This is a genomic window from Flavobacterium sp. GQ95, assembly GCF_059758655.1.
The window spans coordinates 834,532-857,343 of sequence record NZ_JCAXEB010000001.1; the positions used below are offsets into that span (position 1 = coordinate 834,532).

The following is a 22,812-nucleotide window of genomic DNA, read 5'->3' on the forward strand; positions in this document are numbered from 1 at the left end:
TTAATAAAGCCAACTGCACACACAACGAATAAAATACTTTGCGTGCTTTGCGGTAAAATTAACGCACTCATAGGAGTTCGAAGGGTTTACGCAATGGTCATAACACAAAGCTTTGCGAACTTAATAAAGACAATTACAAACACAACAAAAAAAATACTTAGCGTGCTTTGCGGTAAAATCAACCCAGTGCTTAAGTATTTTTCAAATCGTATTTCTCAATTCTTCTGTATAAAGCTGCTCTTGATAAACCTAGTTCTTCCGCAGTTTTGCTGATGTTGCCGTGGTGTTTGAATAAGGCTTTTTCGATAGCTGTTTTCTCCATTTCAGATAACGGATTTTCATCGTTTTCCTGAACTTCTTCAAAATCTAAGATATCCAAGTCGTGAACCGTTATCGTATTATTATCGGCTAAAATCAAAGCGCGTTCGATTTTGTTCTCCATTTCGCGGACATTTCCTTTCCATGGATATTTTTCCAGATACGGGCCTGCATTTTCTTCAAATTGCCATCCCGAAGCTTCGGGACCATGATTGTATTTTTCGGAAATCTGATCGAGGATAAAATTCGCCATCGGAACAATATCATCTTTTCTTTCACGTAAAGAGGGCAACTGAATTTCCATAGTATTGATTCGGTAAAGCAAATCTTCACGGAAGGTTTTGTTTTTTACCTCTGCTTTAATATCGCTGTTGGTTGCCGAAATAATGCGGACATTTAAAGGTCTTGGTTTGCTTTCGCCTAAGCGTGTAACCGTTTTAGTTTGTAGAACATGTAACAATTTGGCTTGTAAATGCAATGGAATATTTCCGATTTCGTCGAGAAAAATAGTGCCTTTTGAAGCCATTTCGAATCTTCCCGGAGTATCCATTTTAGCATCGGTAAAAGCGCCTTTTGCGTAGCCAAAAAGTTCACTTTCAAATAAATTATCACTTAGAGAACCCAAATCAACGTGAACAAAAGGCTGGTTTTTTCGTTCTGAATTTTGATGAATAAACTCGGCAAAAACATATTTTCCGGTTCCGTTTTCGCCTAAAATCAAAACGTTGGCATCGGTTTTCGCTACTCTTTCAGCTATAGAATACGCTTGTTTTATTTTTTGGGAAGTTCCTGTGAAATATCTTTTTTCGGTTTTTTCGATTACTGGTTTTTTATTGTTTTTTCTGCTTTCGGCGACAGCCTTGTCAATCGTTTCCAATAATTTTTCGTTGTGCCAGGGTTTCAAAACATAATCAAAAGCACCAATTTTTATGCCTTCAACAGCGGTTTCGATTTTACCAAACGCCGTCATTAAAATCACAATGGTTTGAGGCGAAAGCGTTTTGATTTCTTTCAGCCAATGAATTCCTTCGCGACCGTCTTCAAAACCAATGCGGTAATTCATATCCAATAAAACCACATTTATTTCATTTTCGCTTAAAAGAGAAATGATTTTTTTGGGATTGTTTGTGGTAAAAATGGTTTCAAAATGTTTTTTGAGAATCATTTTTGCCGAAAAAAGAATTTCTTCCTGATCGTCAACAATTAATATTTGGGCTAGTTTTTTTCGCATCTGTCTGTTTTTGTCCGATTTTGAACGGTCAACTGTTCATTATCGAACACTCCTTTTTTTGAATGGTTTTTAAAGCTTCTTTAAAATCAAGGCTTTACAAATAATAAATTTTGTGGCACAATATTTACCTATTGGTAATCAACAAATTATTTATAAAATGGACAAGGTAATTCCTCGTAAAAATAGAAAATTTAGATATCTCACAATAGCAATTGGAGTTTTTTTAGTTTTGGCTGTCATCATCTTTTTTTCGTTTAACACCAAAAGAAGTTTAAATGTAAAAGCCGAAGAACTATCCGTTCAAAAAATCGAAAAAGCCTTTTTTGAAGATTTTGTTGTTTTTCAGGCCAAAGTTGAACCTTTGAACGTAATGCTTGTAAACGTTACAGAAGGAGGATCTGTAAAAGAGATTTTTGTTGAAAATGGCGCGATGGTAACCCAAGGGCAATCATTGGCCCGTTTGTACAATCCGAATACAGAACTAAATTATCTTACTCAGGAAACCGCCATTATTGAGCAAATCAACAACTTGAATACCGGAAAACTGAACATTAGAAATCAGGAATTAAATTTAAATAAAGATTTGGTTTTGATCGAACACGATTATAACGATGCCAAAAGATTATACGATATGAATGCTCGTTTATATGAGAAGGAAGTAATCTCTAAAAACGACTGGAATACCTTCAAAGAAAGTTTACGTTTTCAGGAAGAACGAAAAAGAACGATTCAGCAAAGTATCCAAAAAGAGAAACAAACGAATCAGGTTCAGATTTCACAAATCAACCGTTCGATTCAGACGATGGAAAAAAGTTTGGATATTTTGAGAAACAACAAAAAGAACTTTTTAATCACTGCTCCTGAATCTGGAAGATTAACCTCATTTGAACCCGTTTTAGGAAAAACATTCCAGGCAGGAGAAAGCATCGGAAAAATCGATTCAAAAAAAGGATACAAATTGGCTGCCGATGTTGATGAGTTTTATCTGGAAAAAGTTCGCGAAGGTTTAAAAGGTCAGGTAGAATTTAAAGGAAAAACTTTAGAGGTTTTAGTAACCAAAGTAATTCCGGAAGTAAAAAGTGGTCACTTTACAGTCGAATTGGCATTTACTTCTAAAGAAGAAATCGTTTTGCAAGACGGACTTAGTTTTGGTGTAAAACTGATTTTATCAGAGAAAAACAAAACATTAGTGGTTCCAAAAGGAAGCTTCAATCAGGAAACTGCCGGCAAATGGATTTTTGTAGTCAAAGGAAATAAAGCCGAAAGGAGAAACATCAAATTAGGCAGAGAAAATCCTTCGTATTATGAAATTCTGGAAGGCTTAAAAGAAGGTGAATCTGTGATCACATCCTCTTATACAGATTATAAAGATGTAGAAGAGTTATCGATTAGTTCACAGTAACAGTTTTCAGTCGCAGTCAACTCACAACTTATAACTCATAATTCATAATTCATAACTAAAAAAAGAGTTTCAATCATCAATCAAAATCATCAATCAAAAAACGAATAATAACATTTAACAGCTTTACCATTATGATAACAATTCAAAATTTAACCAAAGTTTTTAGAACAGAAGAAGTAGAAACATCAGCCTTAAGCGGTATTTCTTTAGAAATTAAAAAAGGTGATTTTTTAACTATCATGGGACCTTCAGGTTGTGGAAAATCGACTTTACTAAATATCATCGGACTTTTGGACAGTGCTACCGATGGAAGTTATAAATTATTAGATCAGGAAATGATTGGTCTAAAAGAAAAAGGAAGAGCTGCTGTTCGTAAAGAAAACATCGGATTCATTTTTCAAAATTTCAATTTGATAGACGAACTTTCTGTTTACGACAATATCGAATTGCCTTTATTGTACAACAACGTAAAAGCATCAGAAAGAAAACAAAAAATTGAGGCTATTGCCGAGAAATTAAATATCTCTCATCGTTTGAAACATTATCCTCAACAGCTTTCGGGAGGACAACAACAAAGAGTTGCGGTTGCGAGAGCTTTGGTAAACGATCCGAAAATCATCTTAGCCGATGAGCCAACCGGAAATCTGGACAGTAAAAATGGTAATGAGGTAATGGAACTCTTAACAGATTTGCACGCAAAAGGCGCGACAATTTTGATGGTAACCCACTCTGATTATGATGCTTCGTTTTCGCAAAAAACGATTCATATGAAAGACGGTGTAATATTCTCTGAGCGATTCAATCAGAGAAATGTAGATGTTTTTATGGACGCTAAATAATTTCAAGATGATAAAATTTATTGTAACTGCGATCACAATCCTAATTGGATTTGTTTGCAAAATATTAGCAATGATCTAAAAGGTTTAAAACCTATTAGACCTTAAAAAATAACTAATCATAAACAAAACACACCATGATTTTTAACTGGTTTAAAATATTTATTTATCATTTAAAGCAAAGCAAACTGTTTTCGTTTTTAAATGTTTTAGGATTAAGCATTGGGGTTGCCGGAGTAATTTTCGCTATTTTATATTGGAATAACGAAAACGCCTACGATCAATGGAATCCTGAAAAAGAAAACACTTATCAGGTTTTGAACAAAATTGGAGGAACAGGCAATACCTGGGCATCAAATTCTATTCCTTTTGGAGAAACCTGTAAAGCCACCATTCCTGAAATTGAATCTATTTGTTTTTTCAACAATACCTGGTATGATAATGCTCCAATTAAATATCAGAACAAAAAAATAATGGCAGACAAAATCACAGTTGCCGACAATGGTTTTTTTGATGTTTTTCCCTTTCCAATTGTACAAGGAGCCAAGACTAATATCCTGAAAGAAGACAATAGCGTTGCAATAGCTGAAGAAACGGCCAAATTGCTTTTTAACAATCAGGATCCAATTGGTCAGTCGATCAATTATGGTAATAAGTTTTATACTGTAAAATCCGTTTACCGTTTAATGAAACCGTCTTCTATACAACCTAACTACGTTTTTGGAGGCGTTCAGCGTGAAGGGGACAAAACGAGCTGGGGAAATTTCAATTACGGCATGATGATTAAAGTCAAAAAAGGCACTGATCCCATTGCGCTTTTAAAGAAAATGCAAAATGTAAATTTTGTCAACAGGACCGTAAAAGACGCTAAAGAAAGTGGCCAGACTGTAGCACAATATCTTAAAGAAAATGGTGAAACAACGGTTATCATCGACCAATTGCAAACGGCTCGTTTATATGGAACAAAATCTTCTCAGGGAATTAATTTTCCGGAAGGAAGAGGCAATTTGCAATTGCTTTATATTATGGTTGGTTTATCTATTTTGATTCTGGTTTTATCTCTCGTAAATTATATTAACCTCGCAACGGCTTCGGCAATAAAACGTGCAAAAGAAGTGGGTGTCCGTAAAATTGTAGGCGCCACAAAAAGTCAGATTACAACGCAGTTTATATTTGAAACAGCCATAATTGTTATTCTATCTATAATATTCGCTTTGGCAATTGTGGAACTTTCCCTGCCTTACTACAACAACTTTTTGAAGAAAACTTTAACCATGAATGGTGGTGAATTTTACCTGCAGCTCATTTTTATATTTGGATTAGTAATTGTTCTTGCGGGTATTTTCCCTGCCGTTTATATCTCCAATTTTGAAACTTTAAAAGTTTTAAAAGGAAATTTTTCCCGAAGTAAAAGTGGAATCTGGATACGGAATTCGATGTTGATTTTTCAGTTTGGAATTGCTGCCTTTTTTATCATTGGTGCCTTGATTGTAAATTCTCAGGTTGCTTATATGATGAACAAAGAACTTGGTTTTAGTGGTAATCAGGTATTAAGAATTCCGTTTAATACTCCTGAACGAAAACAAAGAACAGACAAATATCTTGCTATGAAGCAGGAAATCAAAAAAATATCAGGAGTTGAGGAAATTTCTACTTTTGCAGGAACTTTTGGAAACAGTACCAATTCGAGTTCAGGATTTACCCACAATGGTATTGCCGTACAACCAAGAAATGTTGAAATGGATTTTGGCTTCCTTGAAATGATGAAAATAAAAATGGTTCAGGGTCGTGATTTATCTCCGGAGTTTGCTTCAGATACGGTTAGTAATATGTTGATGAATGAAACCCTGGTTAAAACTTTAAACCTTAAAAACCCAATAAATACGATTATAACATCTGGCTGGGGAGACGACGATGGAGAAAATTTGAAATTTAAAATCGTGGGCGTTGTAAAAGATTTTCATATTACAGGACTTCAGGACAAAGTTCCGCCGATGGTTTTTGTCAACCTTAAAACTTTAAAGTGGAATAACTTTAATAATGTTTATGTAAAAGTCTCACCGAATAATTTAAGCGAAACACTGGCCAAACTAAAAAGTTATTGGGAGAAAAATGTAAATCCCGATTATCCTTTTGACTATGAATTTGTAAATAAGGGTTTTGCAAAAACCTATCAGGAGCAGGTAAAACAAAAAGATTTATTCTTTATCCTGAACTTAATTGTGATTGTAATTGCCATTTTTGGACTGTTTGCTTTGGCATCATTTTCGATGGAGAGAAGATTGAAAGAAATTGCGATTAGAAAAACATTGGGAGCCGAAACTGATATTTTGCTAAAAGAATTATCAAAACAATATGTTATTTTTTGTTTGCTGGGATTTGCAATCGGAATTGTCCCTGCTTATATTTTGTTGCAAAAATGGCTGGAGAATTTCGCTTTCAGAATCAATGTTTCAGTGATTCCCTTTAGCATTGCATTAGTTTCTTTATTGGTTTTAACGTTAATGATTGTTTTGGCAAAAGCCTATCAGGTAACCAAAATAGACATTTTAAAATATCTAAAATACGAATAAACTTGTAGACCATTTTTTTTAAGAAACCCGCCAGATTTACTAAATCTGACGGGTTTCTTTTCTTATAAACTAAGTTATTAAAGTTCATAATTTTTATTTGCTGGCCAAAAAAGCGCAATAGTATCATTTTGAATAATTTCGATATCAATAAATACGATTCAAAAAGGGCAGAAATCCGAACATAATCTGTTATCTTTGCAGTCTGAAACGAGTTTAAATAAAGATAGTGTTTAAATAAGTTTCACCAATAGAAACACCTACATTAAAAATGAAATTAGATAGAAAAGAAATTCTTAAAGCTCTGGAAACAATTACCATAGCCGGAGAAGGAAAAAATATGGTTGAAAGCGGTGCTGTTGCCAATGTTATTACTTTTGGTGATGAAGTTGTCGTAGATTTACTATTGCACACACCGGCAATGCATATTAAAAAAAGGGCCGAAGATGATATCAAAAAAACAATTCACGAATTGGTATCGCCCGAAGCTAAAGTTAAAGTAAATATTAAAGTTGAAGCAAAGGAAAATCCTAACGAAATAAAAGGAAAAGCAATTCCGGGAATCAAAAATATTATTGCCGTTGCCTCTGGAAAAGGTGGCGTTGGAAAATCAACTGTTACTGCAAATCTTGCCGTAACACTTGCCAAAATGGGTTTTGCCGTTGGAGTTTTAGACGCTGATATTTACGGCCCTTCGATGCCAATTATGTTTGACGTTGAAAATGAAAAACCAATTTCGATTACCGTTGACGGGAAATCAAAAATGAAACCAATCGAAAGTTTTGAAGTCAAAATACTTTCTATCGGATTCTTTACAGCACCAAGCCAGGCAGTAATCTGGAGAGGTCCTATGGCTGCAAAAGCTTTAAACCAAATGATCTTTGATGCAGATTGGGGAGAATTAGATTTCATGCTAATCGATTTACCTCCTGGAACCGGAGACATTCACCTTTCGATTATGCAATCATTGCCAATAACCGGAGCTGTAGTTGTAAGTACACCTCAGGCTGTGGCACTTGCAGATGCTAAAAAAGGAGTTTCAATGTTTATGCAGGACAATATTAATGTTCCTGTTTTGGGAATCATTGAAAATATGGCGTACTTTACACCAGAAGAATTACCTGACAATAAATACTATATCTTTGGACAGGAAGGAGCTAAAAATCTTGCAGAAGATTTAGATGTTCCATTCTTAGGAGAAGTGCCAATTGTACAGTCAATTCGTGAAGCAGGAGATTACGGTCGTCCGGCAGCTTTACAAACGGCTTCTGTAATTGAAACTATTTTTGAAGAAATTACCAGAAATGTGGTACAGGAAACAGTAAACAGAAACGATAGCTTACCAGCAACCGAAGCCATTAAAATTACAACAATGGCTGGATGTTCAGCAGTTAAAAAGAATTAGATAATTGAGATAAAATTAGATAATGAGATAATTTGATAATTAGATAATGAGCACAAGACAATTATCTAATTGACACATTTTCTGATTATCTAATTCTCTAATTGATATATAAAATTATGACAACAGAAGAATTAACAAGCAACGTATTACTAGCTCTGGATGAGATCAGACCTTTTTTAAATTCTGATGGAGGAGATATTACGCTTATTTCTATAGACGACGACAAACATGTTAAAGTTCGTCTCGAAGGCGCATGTATTAGCTGTAGCGTAAATCAAATGACGCTAAAAGCAGGGGTTGAAACAACAATTAAAAAATATGCGCCACAGATTGAAACTGTGGTAAATATCATGTAACAAACAGGCGTTTTTCTGTCCTTGCGGCTTCAGTCCATTAACAAGAATAATAGTTCTTTTGAATGTTTTCTTTATAAATCATAAACAAATCACTCAAAATTACCGCTTATATTACAGAATCAGTAAAAAACAAGCTAAAGAATTAAGAGTTTTAGTTGAGGGTTTATTACATTTTAACTTAAATTTGTAACATAATCCCTAAATCATTAATTATGAAGAACTACTACGCTCTATTTTTATTGTTATTTTTTGTTTCCGTAAATTACGCACAACAAAGTCAAACTTTAATTGTTGACAAAGCCTGGGTAAATGATTCTGAAGAATGGTCAGATTTTAAATATGCAGGACAAATCGTTTTTTCAACTAATGCTGCTGCTGAGGAAGGAAGTTTAAGAATTGGCAATTATGATTTTCTATATGATATCTGCGAAGGAAAACCAAAATTTTCAAACAAGGCAACATATAGCGCTGCAGAATTTTCACATCCGAGAAAATTAACTGTAACAACTGATAAACAAGGTGTAGTAAACTCAACATATGAGGGAACTTTAATTTTTCAGTCAGACAAAGATTATTATTCTGTTATTGCAATAGTAACAATATTAGAAAAGAGTGGTAACACACTTGGCTTAAAAATGCATCTTAAAGAGAGCAGTAAAAAGGAATACGCATTTAGCCTAAAACCAACTAGTTAACTATAAACAAGGATTTTTTCACGTTATAAAATCCTGACCCCTAAAATTCCAATTAATTAAAAATGGATGTATTAATAAAGATTAAGGATCGAGAAGGAGTTATACACGAATTACAGGCTCCAACTGATATGGCAATGAATATAATGGAGTTATGCAAGGCATACGAACTTCCTGTTGAAGGAACCTGTGGCGGAATGGCCATGTGCGCCTCTTGCCAGTGTTACGTTCTAAATGATGTTGCATTACCTGAAATGGGAGATGAAGAAGAAGCCATGCTGTCGGAAGCGTTTTATGTTAAATCTAATAGTCGTTTAGGCTGTCAGATTCCAATTACTACAGAATTAGAAGGACTGGAATTAGAACTGGCTCCTGAATATTAAAGAATAAATTACAATATTTTAAAATTCCAAATTCCAATAGTTTGACTATGGAATTTGGAATTTTTGCTTAAAATATCCTGCTTAATATTAAAATAAAAAAGCGAGAATTTAGATTCTCGCTTTTTTTATGCGCTTAATTAAACCGACAGGTTTTAAAAACCTATCGGGTTTGCTGCATAAATTAATTCCACAAAAAAACCGTAATTACATTACTGCAATTACGGTTTTTCCTTTATAACAATTTTCTTTAATCTCTAATTATACTAAACCAGCTGAAATTAAATACTCAGCGATTTGAATGGTGTTTGTAGCGGCTCCTTTTCTTAGGTTATCAGCAACAATCCACATGTTTAATGTATTTGGCTGGCTTTCGTCACGACGAATTCTCCCAACAAAAACATCATTTTTACCTTCTGCATATAATGGCATTGGGTATGTAAAAGTATCTAAATTATCCTGAACTACTACTCCATCAGTATGGTGTAAAATTTCACGAACTTCATTTACATCAAAATCATTTGTAAACTCAACATTTACCGCTTCACTATGTCCGCCAACAACCGGAACACGTACTGCAGTAGCCGTCACTCTGATGGTGTTGTCACCAAGAATTTTTTGAGTTTCGCGAACTAACTTCATTTCTTCTTTAGTGTATCCGTTTTCTTCGAAACTATCACAATGTGGAATCGCATTTCTGTGAATTGGGTATTTGTAAGCCATTTCACCCTGAATTCCGGCATACTCGTTTTCTAATTGTCTTACCGCTTTTACACCAGTTCCGGTGATCGATTGGTAAGTAGAAACTATGATTCTTCTAATGTTGTATTTTTTGTGCAAAGGAGCCAATGCCAATACCATTTGAATAGTAGAGCAGTTTGGATTTGCAATAATTTTATCTTCTTTTGTTAAGGTGTCAGCATTGATTTCAGGTACTACTAATTTTTTTGTAGGGTCCATTCTCCATGCCGATGAATTATCAATAACTGTTGTTCCGACTGCAGCAAATTTTGGTGCCCATTCTAATGAAGTATCACCTCCGGCAGAGAAAACTGCAATATCAGCTTTCATATCAACTGCTGTTTGCATTCCTACAACTTTATATTTTGTTCCTTTATATTCAATTTCTTTTCCTACTGATCTTTCAGATGCAACAGGAATCAATTCTGTAACCGGAAAATTTCTTTCCGCTAAAACTTTAAGCATTACCTCGCCAACCATACCAGTGGCACCTACAACCGCTATTCTCATTTTTATATTTTTAGTATGAATTAAATCTAAATTATAATGCAAAAGTATACATAATAAAAGTCAAAACAAGATGCTTCACAAAAAATAACAAAATGTTACAAATTAAACATTATATAAAAAAAACCCCTCCAATTAAGGAACGGTTAAGTTAGACTTAGTGTAGCGGTATAGTATATTATTGTTTATTTTTTAATAGATCTCTAATTTGCGTAAGCAATTCTTCTTGCGTTGGTCCTGCAGGTGGCACAACAACCTCATCTTTCTTCTTCATTTTATTTATTCCTTTAATAATTAAGAACAATACAAATGCAACAATTATAAAGTTAATTACAGCCGAAATAAACAGCCCATATTTTACTCCTCCAAAAGCTGTTAATTCTTCGATCGTCGATAAATGCGCCGCATCTAATGCAGGTTTTAATATCAATGGAGTAATTACATTTTCAATTAATGAGCTTACAATTTTACCAAAAGCAGCTCCAATAATGACACCCACAGCCAAATCGACTACGTTGCCTTTCATTGCAAATTCCTTAAATTCCGAAAGTACACTCATAATTGTTTCTTTAAATTTATAATTAAGTATATCGAAAATACGTAATTTTCTTTAAAAAATACTGAAAACTATCTGAAAAATACCCTTTTTACACGTTGTGAAATACTTGTCATAATTTCATACGGAATTGTTTTTAAAGCTTCTGCCATTTCGATAACCGTTGGGCTTTCGCCGAAAATAATAACCGAATCTCCTTCTTTGCAATCAATTTCGCTTACATCAACCATCAACATATCCATACAAACACTTCCAACAATAAATGCTTTTTGATTTTTAATCGTAACAAATCCAACCTGATTTCCCCATAATCTGGAGATTCCGTCAGCGTACCCAATTGGAATTGTAGCAATTTTTGTTTCCTTCTCTGCCATAAAACGACGTCCGTAACCAACGCTATCGCCTGCAGGAATCGTTCGAACCTGAGAAACAATCGATTTCAATGTTCCCACGTTTTCTAAATATTTTTGTTCCGATGGATCATTGGAAACTCCGTATAAACCAATTCCTAAACGAACCATATTATATTGCGCGTTCGGGAAATTGCTAATTCCGGATGTATTCAGAATATGGCGAATTGGATTAATGTTTAATTCTGAAATTACTTTTGAAGATAATTTTTCGAATAAATTAATCTGCGAAAGCGCAAACTCATAATGCTTCATTTCGTCACTCGTTGCCATATGTGACAAAACACTCTGAATGCGAACGGTTGTATTTCCTTTTAAAGTTTCAATCAATTCATCAATCGTATTTTCTTCAAAACCCAAACGATGCATTCCGGTATCTAATTTTATATGAATTGGAAAATTCTTCAGATTCTTCTCGCGGGCAATTTTCAAAAAGGCATTTAATCCTTTTATGCTGTAAATTTCTGGTTCTAATTGATATTGAATAATCGAAGGAAAACTGGTCGATTCCGGATTCAAAACCATAATGGGTAGTTTAATTCCACCGTTTTTCAATGAAATTCCTTCATCGGCGAAAGCCACACCTAAATAATCTGCTTTATGATGTTCGAGTAATTTTGCAATTTCCAAACCTCCATTTCCATATCCGAAAGCTTTTACCATGACCATGATTTTTACTTCTGGATCCAGTTTCGCTTTAAAGAAATTCAGGTTATGACTAATAGAATCTAAATTTATTTCAAGAACCGTTTCATGCGTTTTTTCTTCAAGCAAAGAAACAATTTCTTCAAACTGAAACGATCTCGCTCCTTTAATCAAAATCGTCTCATTATTGAAATTTAAACTTTCGAACTTCGAAATAAATTCGGCTGTATTTTTAAATGTGATGATATTCAGAAATTTGTTTTTAAAAGATGTAATAGTCGCTCCAATTCCAATTACTCTATTAACTTTATTATCGGCAATAAGCTGAGCCACTTTAGAATACAACTCTTCGTTTGAAAATCCGCTTTGGAAAATATCAGATAAAATAACGGTTTTCGTTGCGTTCTTTTTTTGCTGGCTTTCCAGAAAATCCAAAGCAATTTTTAAGGATTGAAAATCGGAACTATAACTGTCATCAATAATGCTGCAATTGTTGATTCCGTTCTTTACTTCCAAACGCATTTCGACCGGATACAACATTTTCATGCGACCCTGAATCGTTTCAAAATCATAATTAAAGTAAAGCAAAACCAATAAACAGGAAATCGCATTTTCAATAGAAGCAGCATCCTGAAAAGGAATTTCTAAATCGAAAAATTCGTTTTGATATTGATATTGAATAGTGGTTTTTTCATTTCTGTTTTCCTTTTCCAGAATAAATACATCTGCAGAATTATCGCTAAAACTCCAGGAAAAAAGTTCCCTTTCTTTTAACGGATATTCCTCAGAAAAGATCTTTAAACATTGATCAACAAGTTTATTTTTTTGATAAATAATAACTTCCGATTCTTTGAAAAGCAATAATTTCTCTTTGATTTTCTGCTCTAAATTGTCAAAGCCTTCATCGTGTGCCGGACCAATATTGGTTAAAACTCCGATCGTTGGTTTAATGATATTTTCGACTTTACTCATTTCGTTAACCGTCGAAATTCCGGCTTCGAAAATACCCAAATTATGTTTTTCGTTAATGGCAATCACTGAAAGCGGAACACCAACCTGAGAATTATAACTTTTAGGGCTTCTGATAACATTATAATCGGGACTTAATAAAAAATTAAGCCATTCTTTTACAATCGTTTTTCCATTGCTTCCGGTTATTCCGAGTATCGGAAAATCAAAAAGGGCCCGATAATAACCTGCAAACTGTTGTAAAGCTTTGAGCGTGTTTTTTACTACCAAAAAATTAGCTTTCCCTTCACTGTTTTTCGGAATTTGATGAACTACAAAATTCTTAACTCCTTTTTCTATCAACTCCGGAATATATAAATGAGCATCATTATTAACGCCGGATAAAGCAAAAAATAATGTTTTTGATCCGTTTTGCAACGAACGGCTGTCGATAGAAATATGATCAATAAAAATATCAGTATCAGGACCGATCCATTTGGCGTCAAGAACTGAAATAAGGTTTTTTAAATTTATGCTCATTTAGAAAGTTTCTTTTGTCAAATTTAGAAAAAGGTTTGCCACGAATTTCACAAATTTTCACTAATATTTGGCTTAAATAATTAGCCACAGATTAAGAGATTTTCATAGATTTAATTCTTATTCGTTTCTAAAATGAGGTAAAGATTTTAAATATAATTTGTGAAAATTTGTGTAATGCGTGGCAAAAAACATTATTATATTTGCTGAATACCACAAAATACAGCGTTTTGAAAAAGATACTTCCACTATTCTCCTATATCCTACATCCGATTTTTATTTCGATGTATGCTACTTTGTTTTATCTTTTTTGCAAAGGAGATATTTTCACCAATCAGGAGAAATATTATGTGTTATTTCAAATTCTGATTATTACGATTTTAGTACCGGTTTTGTTTTTCTTGCTGCTTCGTTCCACCGGACATGTCGATTCTATAATGGTTGCGGAAACATCACAACGTAAAATTCCACTTGTTTTGCAGTGTTTTTTATATATCCTTCTGGTAAAAAGAAGCATCGTTATTGCGCGTTATCCTGAACTTCATTTCTTTTTTTTGGGTGCGTTGTTCAGTACTATTTTAGCATTGATATGTTCGCTTTTTAAGATAAAAGCAAGTCTGCATACTATGGCCATGAGCGGTTTTAGCATTTTTGTAATTGGTTTGAATATCCACTTGCAAATGCAAAATCCGTATTGGGCTGCTTTTATGATTTTAATGACCGGCATTGTAGCTTCTTCAAGATTAGAAATGCAAGCTCACACAGGTAAAGAAATACTGATTGGTTTATTACTCGGTGTTTTACCGCAGCTATTGTTTTTATATTTGTGGCTATAGAATATAAAAAACCAATCCAAGGTTTAATGTTCTCATATTGACACTTTCTCCGTTTATAGTCTTTACCGTAGATTTATACAACGGATTTAAACCATAATAGGCATAAATATTCCAGGTATTGTATCCTGCTGAAATGTAAGCTCCATATTGAAAATCATTTAAATCCGGATTATTCTTAATTTTATAAGTGTTCTCTCCGTCTTTCAAAACAGATTTAGCTGCAAAAACATAGCTAAATTTTATTCCTGTATAAATTCTCCAGAATTTAGTACTTTCAAAAGTAGAATTTCTCCATCTAAATTCTATTGGTAAATCAACTGAATATTGTCTAAACCTATTCGAGACAAATTCGTCATAACTGTTTACTCCATAAAGTAATGATCCGTCAATAGCTGTTGAAACCGTCAGATTTTGATAATAATTCTGATAACTTATTCCTAAACCAGGAGCTATGGCAAATGTTCGTTTTTTATTGAGGGGAAAATCGCGCAGAAAACCTCCGGAAAGTCCGGCAGAAAACTTATCCTGTTTTAAGCCTGGAGGTCCCTGAACCAAGAGATTATATGTTACCGTAAAATAAAACTGATCTTCACGATATAGGGAATCAATTTTAATCACAGGTTTTATTTCAGGTTTCACTTCGTCCTGCGAAAAAACGTTTAAAAACGAAACTAAAAACAAACAACTAAAAAGGAATCGCATATCGTATTTTGGTTTTAATGTGGTTTTCAAATAAACGTTTTTTAGCTTTGATTTATTTCACACAAATATAATATAATGCCAGTTCAGGATACCATTTGAAAGTAATTATTCTCTTTTTCACGACGAATAAAACTATTTGTTGCTTTTTTTTCAACAAATTAGCAACAGAATCTAAAAAATGAATCAATTTTTCATTGCTCTTTTATACCTTTGTCCTGCATGAAAAAAAAGCAGCTCATATTAAGTGTTTCTTTCGCACTGACAATATTGTTCTCGATATTGTTTCAGTCGATACACAGTTATGAGCATATTGTAAAGCAACTTTCAGAAAAACAATGTCACCACGACTATAGTGATCCGAGTGGTGAAATAACGCATCAGCATCATGATTATGATTTGTGTTATGTATGTCATTTTGCTTTTGGAAGCTATATTGTTCCTGAAAATTTTTCTTTCGCATTTCAAACTTTTCATGAAGAAATACCTTTTTTCTTTGTCTTCTCAGAAAGCATCCTTTCTTTTTCAGGAAGTGCTTATTTACTGCGTGGTCCTCCTACGGTTATAGTTTCCTAGATTTCGAAATATTCGAAGTAAACTCAAATTCTTATTATAAAATGAGAAAAAGAATAAATTTTCCCTCCTGAAACTATCCGGATTGGCAAGTTTGCTCTGATTTCTGTTTTTATTCTAAAAGAAAAATCAATTAAACTATAGCATCATTTTCAAATGAAAAAAATCATATTAGCCCTTATTTTAGGGTTTTCGGGCATACTAACTGCTCAAAATTCTGTTTCCGGAATCGTAACTGATCTTCAAAATCAACCATTACCGGGTGTTTCAGTTTATGCACCCGAATTACATAAAGGAACAACCACTGACGCAAACGGAAAATACGAATTTACCAATCTCCCAAACGGAAGTTTTAGGGTTGCTTTTACTTTTGTTGGTTTTACCACTCAAAACAAGACAATTGCTAAATTATTAAAAGAAAACACTTTAGACATTACACTTTCAGAATCTGTTTTTGAAATGGATGAAGTTGTGGTTTCGACTCCTTTCAACAAATTGCAATCGCAAAACGTTATGAAAGTCGAGCATGAAAGTATCAAAACCTTACAACAAAAAGGAACCTCAACTTTAATCGAAGGTTTGGCAACAATTCCCGGAGTTTCTCAAATTTCAACCGGAACTTCTATCGGAAAACCGGTTATTCGTGGTTTAAGCGGTAATCGTGTTTTGGTTTATTCTCAAGGTGTTCGTATCGAAAATCAGCAGTTTGGAGACGAACATGGTTTAGGTTTAAACGATGCCGGAATTGAAAGCGTCGAAGTAATTAAAGGACCTGCCTCTTTATTATATGGTTCTGATGCTTTAGGTGGCGTTTTATATTTCAATCCTGAAAAATTTGCCGATGCTAATACTTTCAAGGCTAATTTTAGTCAAAAATATTTCACGAATACACAAGGAAGCAATTCATCAATTGGATTAAAAACGTCTACAGACAACTGGAAATTTTTGGCCAGAGGAAGTTTCAATACACACTCTGACTATAAAATTGCTGATGGCGACCGAGTAACAAATTCACGTTATAATGAAACCGATTTTAAAACCGGAATTGGATATAGTAATTCAAGCTTCTCAAGTGTTTTGAGATACAATTACAATAAATTGGATCTTGGAATGCCGGAAGATGGAATTGCAGAACAATCTTCAAGCAAAGACACACAATTTCCGAGACAGGGAATTTTCAATCATTTGTTGAGTTTAAACAATGTTATTTTCTTTGAAAACTCAAAATTAGATGTTGATTTGGGTTATATCGCCAACGACAGAAGCGAATTTGAAGACAGTAACAACGCCTCTTTACGAATGAAACTGAATACGTTCAATTACAACGCAAAATATCATTTCCCAAAAATGGGCAAAATTGAAACAATTTTAGGCGTTCAGGGAATGCATCAAACCAATACTAATTTTGGTGAAGAATATTTGATTCCGGATGCAACAACAAATGATTTTGGTGTTTTTGGAACAGCAAATTATGAATGGAATAATAGTGTTTTACAAGCCGGATTACGTTTTGACAATAGAAACGTTACTTCAGAAGCGCACGGAATTTCAGGCGAAGAAGGTTATTTTGAGGCTTTAGACAGATCGTTCGACAGCTTTAATGCTTCTTTGGGCTATAAAACCAAATTAGCAGAACCTTTAACACTTCGATTGAATGTCGCAACAGGATTTAGAGCGCCAAATTTAGCCGAATTAACTTCAAACGGAGTTCACGAAGGAACTAACCGTTATGAAATTGGAAACGCTAATTTGAAAACCGAACAAAACGTTCAGACGGATTTAAACTTAGAATATAAAAATTCACACTTTGAATTCTTCGTAAACGGATTTTACAATCACATAAACAATTATATCTATACTTCGCCGACCGGAGAAACTCGTGATGACAATGACGTTTTTGCCTACGTACAGGATAACGCACAATTGTATGGTGGTGAAGCCGGATTGCATTTTCACCCGCATCCGTTAGACTGGTTGCATTTTGAAACAAGTTTTGAAACCGTAACGGGTAAAAAAGACAACAAAGATTACTTACCATTAATTCCGGCTAACAATTGGAACAATACAATTAGAACTGAATTCAAAATCAAAGATTGGTTACAGGAAGGTTTCGCAACTTTAAACGTTTCCTCAACTTTTAAACAGGATAATGTAAGTGGCTTTGAAACGGCTTCAAAAGGTTATACTTTGGTAAACTTAGGTTTTGGAGGAACTGTAAAATTGGGTAAAACTGCTTTCGATGTAAACCTGAACGGAAACAATTTATTTGATAAAGAATATATTGCACACCTTTCCAGATTAAAAACAGATGGCATCCCGAATATTGGAAGAAACATTGTTTTAGGAGTAAATTTTAATCTGTAACTTTTAATTTAACCGCAAGGAACGCTAAGGAATTACGCTAAGTTCGCAAAGCTTTATTTTAAACATTGCAACCCTTGCGTAAAACACTTTGCGCACTTTGCGGTTAAATATTTATCATCTAACAAAAAATGCTATTTTTGTTAAAACCGTTAAACTTAAACAATGAAAAAAACATTTCTTATAATGGCTATTACAACTGCAGGAATTTCATTTGGACAAAATAAAATTCAATACCCGGAAACAAAAAAAGGCGAAACTGTCGATGTGTACTTTGACACTAAAGTAAACGATCCGTATCGTTGGCTTGAAGACGATAAATCGGCCGAAACCGGGGCTTGGGTTCAAGCTGAAAACAAAGTTACTTATGGCTATTTGGATAAAATTCCGTTTCGTGATGAGCTAAAAAAACGAATGGAAAAACTTTGGAATTATGAGAAAATAAGCGCCCCCTCTACTGAAGGAAAATATACTTACTATTCAAAAAACAACGGACTTCAAAATCAGTCTGTTATTTACAGAAAAGGACAAGATGGAAAAGAAGAAGTTTTCCTGGATCCAAATACTTTTTCTAAAGACGGAACTACTTCACTTGGCGGACTGGATTTTTCTAAGGACGGATCAAAAGCAGCTTATGCCATTTCTGAAGGCGGAAGCGACTGGAGAAAAGTAATTATTATTGATGCTTTGTCTAAAAAAGTTTTAGAAGATACTTTAGTTGATGTAAAATTCAGCGGAATCTCATGGCACGGTAACGACGGATTTTATTATTCAAGTTATGACAAACCAAAAGGAAGTGAATTATCTGCTAAAACAGATCAGCATAAATTGTATTTCCATAAACTGGGAACTTCTCAAAAAGAAGACAAAGTAATTTTTGGAGCAGATCAAAAAAGAAGATATGTTGGTGGTTATGTAACGGAAGATGATCGTTATTTAGTGATTTCAGCAGCAAATTCGACCTATGGAAACGAGTTATACATTAAGGATTTAACTGCTGCAAACAGTCCAATTGTAACTATTGTAGACAACTTCAACAGCGACAATTCAATTATTGAAAACGAAGGAAGCAAATTGTTTATCGAAACTGATTTAAATGCGCCAAACAAACGCGTTGTAACGGTAGATGTAAGCAATCCGAAACCAGAAAACTGGAAAGATTTTATCAAAGAAACGCAAGACATTTTATCGCCTTCAACGGGCGGCGGATATTTTTTTGCCAATTATACTAAAGACGCCGTTTCGTTTGTACAACAATACGATTATAACGGAAAATTAGTTCGTGAGATCAAACTTCCGGCAGTAGGAACTGCAAGCGGATTTGGTGGAAAAAAACATGAAAAAACTTTGTATTACAGTTTTACAAACTACACAACTCCAGGAAGCATTTATTCACTGGAACCAAAATCAGGTAAATCTGAAATTTATCAAAAACCGAAAGTAGATTTCAAAAGTGAAGATTATGAATCAAAACAAGTATTCTACACTTCAAAAGACGGAACTAAAATCCCGATGATTATTACTTATAAAAAAGGATTAAAATTAAACGGTAAAAACCCAACAATTCTTTACGGTTATGGTGGATTTAATATCAGTTTAACACCCGCTTTCAGTATTGCAAATGCGGTTTGGATGGAAAACGGAGGTGTTTATGCCGTTGCCAATTTAAGAGGTGGTGGTGAATATGGAAAAAAATGGCATGATGCCGGGACGAAATTGCAAAAACAAAATGTGTTTGACGATTTTATTGCAGCTGGCGAATATCTAATCACTCAAAAATATACCTCATCAGATTTCTTAGCCATTCGTGGAGGTTCTAATGGAGGTTTATTAGTTGGTGCAACCATGACACAACGCCCGGACTTAATGAAAGTAGCATTGCCAGCTGTTGGTGTTATGGACATGTTGCGTTACCATACTTTTACGGCCGGAGCTGGTTGGGCATACGATTATGGAACGGCTCAGGATAATAAAGAAATGTTTGAATATCTAAAAGGGTATTCTCCGGTTCAAAACGTAAAAACAGGCATTAAATATCCTGCAACAATGGTAACAACAGGAGATCATGACGACCGCGTTGTTCCGGCACACAGTTTTAAATTTGCTGCTGAATTACAGGAAAAACAAACGGGTGACAATCCGGTATTAATTCGTATTGATGTAAAAGCCGGTCACGGAGCAGGAAAATCTGTTGCGGCCTCTATTCAGGAAAATGTAGATGTTCAGGCGTTCACGCTTTACAATATGGGCTTTACAGCTTTGCCGAAAAAGTAAATAAAACTTAAGTTTCTTTTAGCCACGAATTCACGAATTATTTTGTGATTTCGTGGCTATTTTTTTGCCACAAATTACACGAATTTTTACTAATTAAATTCGTGTAATTCATGGCTTATTTTTTAAGTCTGCATAGATATTTGTTTCACGCAGATTCTGCAGATTTAGGCAGATATTATTTGATTTAATAAATAAAAAATCTGCGCGCATCAGCTTAAATCTCTTTAAATCTGCGTGAAAAAATAATTCGTGGAAATTGGTGTAATTCGTGGCAAACCTTTTTAAATTTGAATTAACTAAAAAATGAAAAAATGAAAATCATAAAATGGGGAATAATAGGCTGTGGCAATGTAACCGAAGTTAAAAGTGGTCCGGGCTTTCAAAAAACTCCAAACTCTGCATTGGTAGCTGTAATGCGAAGAGATGCCAAACTTGCCGAAGATTACGCCAAACGTCATAATGTTCCCAAATGGTATTCGAATGCAATTGACTTAATAAACGATCCGGAAGTTGATGCCGTTTATATCGCCACTCCTCCATCTTCTCATAAAGAATATACGATTTTGTGCGCCAAAGCAGGAAAACCTGTTTACGTCGAAAAACCAATGGCTTTGTCATTTGAAGAATGCAACGAAATGATTAGTGTTTGCAAACAACATAACGTTCCTTTATTCGTAGCTTATTACAGAAGAAGTTTGCCAAGATTCTTAAAAATAAAAGAACTAATTGATCAGAATAAAATTGGAACTGTAAGACATGTAAACTGTGTTTTATATCATCCGTTTGAAGAACGTTATGACGACGAAATCAATTTGCCATGGACCGTTTTACCACACATTTCTGGTGGTGGAATATTTGTTGATTTAGCCTGCCATACTTTAGATTTTCTTGATTTTGTATTAGGTCCGATCCAATCTGTTCGTGGACATGCAAGTTCTCAACTTAAAGCCTATCCTGCCGAAGATTCGGTATCCATGTCTTTTCTATTTGAAAATGGGATTCACGGAACAGGTTTATGGAATTTCGCGAGTTTTGAACGTTATGATAATACCGAAATTGTTGGCGATAAAGGAAAAATATCTTTTTCAACTTTTGGGAATGATCCTATTCATATTCAATATGCAAATGGAGAAAAAGAAAGTTTCGAAATTGAAAACCCTCTTCATATTCAACAACCACTTATTGAAACTGTAGTTAATGAACTTTTAGGTAATGAAGGACTTTCTCCTTCTAAAGGAACTTCGGCTGCCAGAACAAGCTGGGTTATTGATGAAGTTTTGAAGGAGTTTAGAAATTCGAAATAAAATGATTTTGTCGACTAGTATTGTCCTCCTGAGGAACGAAGGATCACACAAGAAAATCCGCAAAGGGACGTCAATCTTTGTCGAGCTCCTTGTGTGATCCTTCGTTCCTCAGGATGACAAAAAGCCGTAAAACAAAAAAAGAGGATATTCTTTCGAATACCCTCTTTTTTTTATAAACTTTAAATTTCTTTAGAATTATAGGCTGTATCTTAAACCTAAAGTCAAACCTAAACCAGAAATTCCAACATAAGAACTAATATCATCTGTAGCTCTTGTGTTATCAAATCCTGCAGCATTAGTTACTTTACTGTTTGATGTTGTGTTAATTTGCTCAACATATTTAGTATGGCTTGCAGAATATGATGCATCAGGACGGAAATTTGTAGGTGTATTTAATCTATCTACTCCGTTTTCAGTATATACCTCAGTTTCTTTAGTTTTACCATGAACTGTAAAGTTACGGTATTCTAATTCTCCGAAAATAGCAATGTGTGTTCCTAATTTATAAGATGTTCCTAATGCAGCCAAAAATCCAACTGTTGGGTTAGGCTTTACTACATCTTTAGCATAACTATTCACAGTACCTGCCGGAGTTGTATAAGTTCTATCTGTTTTAATTGTCAAATCTCCATGAACAGGAACAATAACTCCTACTTTAGTGTAAGGTTCAAAGCCTTTAGATTCACCTAAAAACAATACAAGCGCTGGAGCAACATCAAAAGCCTGAATTTTTCCCACTGCTTTTCCACTAGCAAAAACAGGACCAGCTGCAACTAATCTATTAGTGGTTTGCACCATAGTTTTACTGGCACTACTGAAATAGTTAAATCCTACTTCTACACCTAAACGAGTTGAAAAACGGTATCCTGCAGTTAGACCTGTACGGAAGCCTTCTCCAAATGAGCCATGATTTGTTTCTCTTGAAATTAAAGTTGTACCATCTGCAGCATAAACATCTGTATTAGGTAATGCACCATTTACAATTGGAAATTCTGTAGCAGCTGTTTGAACAAAATATGATCCTCCTAATTTAAAATACCAGCTTTCTGGTTTATCTGCTTTTTCTGTTTGCGCCATTGTGGCCATAGAGCAAACTAATAATCCTAATAAAAATAGGTTCTTTTTCATAATTCTGATTTAATTAATTTATGCAAACTTATAATATTTTAACATATTCTGTTGGTTTGCAAAGTTAGACTTGGCACGAAATCGTTGTAATTTCGGGCAATAT

General features: G+C 34.2%; 18 protein-coding genes. 12 read left to right on the top strand and 6 right to left on the bottom strand.

The annotated features are described in order from the left end of the window. Positions 1-190 precede the first annotated feature (190 nt). The gene (locus AC6CH4_RS03605; RefSeq protein ID WP_498100232.1) at positions 191-1,549 is read right to left on the bottom strand and encodes a sigma-54-dependent transcriptional regulator; all 1,359 of its coding nucleotides are present in this window, start codon (positions 1,547-1,549) and stop codon (positions 191-193) included. 157 nt (positions 1,550-1,706) lie between these two features. Here AC6CH4_RS03605 and AC6CH4_RS03610 point away from each other — a divergent pair, with 157 nt between their 5' ends. The 7 genes from AC6CH4_RS03610 (at position 1,707) to AC6CH4_RS03640 (ending at position 9,193) form a co-directional block, all read left to right on the top strand. Beyond that, a complete protein-coding gene (locus AC6CH4_RS03610) occupies positions 1,707-2,951 on the top strand; it encodes an efflux RND transporter periplasmic adaptor subunit (protein ID WP_498100607.1) in 1,245 nt (414 codons plus the stop codon). Between the two features lie 131 nt (positions 2,952-3,082). After that, complete coding sequence (locus tag AC6CH4_RS03615; RefSeq protein WP_498100234.1) at positions 3,083-3,790, top strand: ABC transporter ATP-binding protein; 708 nt, start codon at positions 3,083-3,085, stop codon at positions 3,788-3,790. 134 nt (positions 3,791-3,924) lie between these two features. Next, entirely contained in the window at positions 3,925-6,360 is a 2,436-nt protein-coding gene (locus AC6CH4_RS03620; protein ID WP_498100236.1) for an ABC transporter permease, read from the top strand. A gap of 268 nt (positions 6,361-6,628) precedes the next feature. Further along, a complete protein-coding gene (locus AC6CH4_RS03625; RefSeq protein WP_498100238.1) occupies positions 6,629-7,762 on the top strand; it encodes an Mrp/NBP35 family ATP-binding protein in 1,134 nt (377 codons plus the stop codon). Positions 7,763-7,878: 116 nt separating this feature from the next. Continuing rightward, positions 7,879-8,118, top strand: coding sequence for a NifU family protein (locus tag AC6CH4_RS03630; RefSeq protein WP_026982674.1), 240 nt, complete (start codon positions 7,879-7,881; stop codon positions 8,116-8,118). Between the two features lie 212 nt (positions 8,119-8,330). Continuing rightward, positions 8,331-8,813, top strand: coding sequence for a hypothetical protein (locus tag AC6CH4_RS03635; RefSeq protein WP_498100240.1), 483 nt, complete (start codon positions 8,331-8,333; stop codon positions 8,811-8,813). Between the two features lie 62 nt (positions 8,814-8,875). Continuing rightward, on the top strand, positions 8,876-9,193 hold the full coding sequence (locus AC6CH4_RS03640; protein WP_026982672.1) for a 2Fe-2S iron-sulfur cluster-binding family protein: 318 nt from the start codon (positions 8,876-8,878) through the stop codon (positions 9,191-9,193). Positions 9,194-9,451: 258 nt separating this feature from the next. Here AC6CH4_RS03640 and AC6CH4_RS03645 read toward each other — a convergent pair whose 3' ends face one another. The 3 genes from AC6CH4_RS03645 to AC6CH4_RS03655 form a co-directional block, all read right to left on the bottom strand. After that, complete coding sequence (locus AC6CH4_RS03645) at positions 9,452-10,441, bottom strand: aspartate-semialdehyde dehydrogenase (protein ID WP_498100242.1); 990 nt, start codon at positions 10,439-10,441, stop codon at positions 9,452-9,454. Positions 10,442-10,616: 175 nt separating this feature from the next. Further along, positions 10,617-10,997 (bottom strand): large conductance mechanosensitive channel protein MscL, encoded by a 381-nt coding sequence (gene mscL, locus AC6CH4_RS03650; RefSeq protein ID WP_498100244.1) that lies wholly within the window; start codon positions 10,995-10,997, stop codon positions 10,617-10,619. 68 nt (positions 10,998-11,065) lie between these two features. After that, positions 11,066-13,537, bottom strand: a complete 2,472-nt coding sequence (locus tag AC6CH4_RS03655; RefSeq protein ID WP_498100246.1) for a bifunctional UDP-N-acetylmuramoyl-tripeptide:D-alanyl-D-alanine ligase/alanine racemase — start codon at positions 13,535-13,537, stop codon at positions 11,066-11,068. Positions 13,538-13,764: 227 nt separating this feature from the next. Between AC6CH4_RS03655 and AC6CH4_RS03660 the strand changes: the two genes are divergently transcribed. Next, positions 13,765-14,370 carry a hypothetical protein gene (locus AC6CH4_RS03660; protein WP_498100248.1) on the top strand — a complete coding sequence of 202 codons (606 nt, stop codon included), beginning with the start codon at positions 13,765-13,767 and terminating at the stop codon, positions 14,368-14,370. Here the strand turns inward: AC6CH4_RS03660 and AC6CH4_RS03665 are convergent. Beyond that, positions 14,365-15,102: a porin family protein gene (locus AC6CH4_RS03665; protein WP_498100250.1), complete on the bottom strand. Its 738-nt coding sequence runs from the start codon at positions 15,100-15,102 to the stop codon at positions 14,365-14,367. The two genes, AC6CH4_RS03660 and AC6CH4_RS03665, sit on opposite strands and share 6 nt — an antisense overlap. 189 nt (positions 15,103-15,291) lie before the next feature. On the opposite strand from AC6CH4_RS03665, the gene AC6CH4_RS03670 reads away from it, so the two are divergent. The 4 genes from AC6CH4_RS03670 (at position 15,292) to AC6CH4_RS03685 (ending at position 21,581) form a co-directional block, all read left to right on the top strand. Further along, positions 15,292-15,645, top strand: a complete 354-nt coding sequence (locus AC6CH4_RS03670; protein WP_498100252.1) for a hypothetical protein — start codon at positions 15,292-15,294, stop codon at positions 15,643-15,645. A 153-nt stretch (positions 15,646-15,798) separates the two neighbouring features. Beyond that, positions 15,799-18,006, top strand: coding sequence for a TonB-dependent receptor (locus tag AC6CH4_RS03675; RefSeq protein WP_498100254.1), 2,208 nt, complete (start codon positions 15,799-15,801; stop codon positions 18,004-18,006). A gap of 162 nt (positions 18,007-18,168) precedes the next feature. Beyond that, positions 18,169-20,277, top strand: coding sequence for a prolyl oligopeptidase family serine peptidase (locus tag AC6CH4_RS03680; RefSeq protein WP_498100256.1), 2,109 nt, complete (start codon positions 18,169-18,171; stop codon positions 20,275-20,277). Between the two features lie 311 nt (positions 20,278-20,588). Next, the gene (locus tag AC6CH4_RS03685; protein WP_498100258.1) at positions 20,589-21,581 is read left to right on the top strand and encodes a Gfo/Idh/MocA family protein; all 993 of its coding nucleotides are present in this window, start codon (positions 20,589-20,591) and stop codon (positions 21,579-21,581) included. Positions 21,582-21,776: 195 nt separating this feature from the next. On the opposite strand, the gene AC6CH4_RS03690 is transcribed toward AC6CH4_RS03685, so the two are convergent. After that, positions 21,777-22,709: an outer membrane beta-barrel protein gene (locus AC6CH4_RS03690; protein WP_498100260.1), complete on the bottom strand. Its 933-nt coding sequence runs from the start codon at positions 22,707-22,709 to the stop codon at positions 21,777-21,779. Between the last annotated feature and the right edge of the window lie 103 nt (positions 22,710-22,812).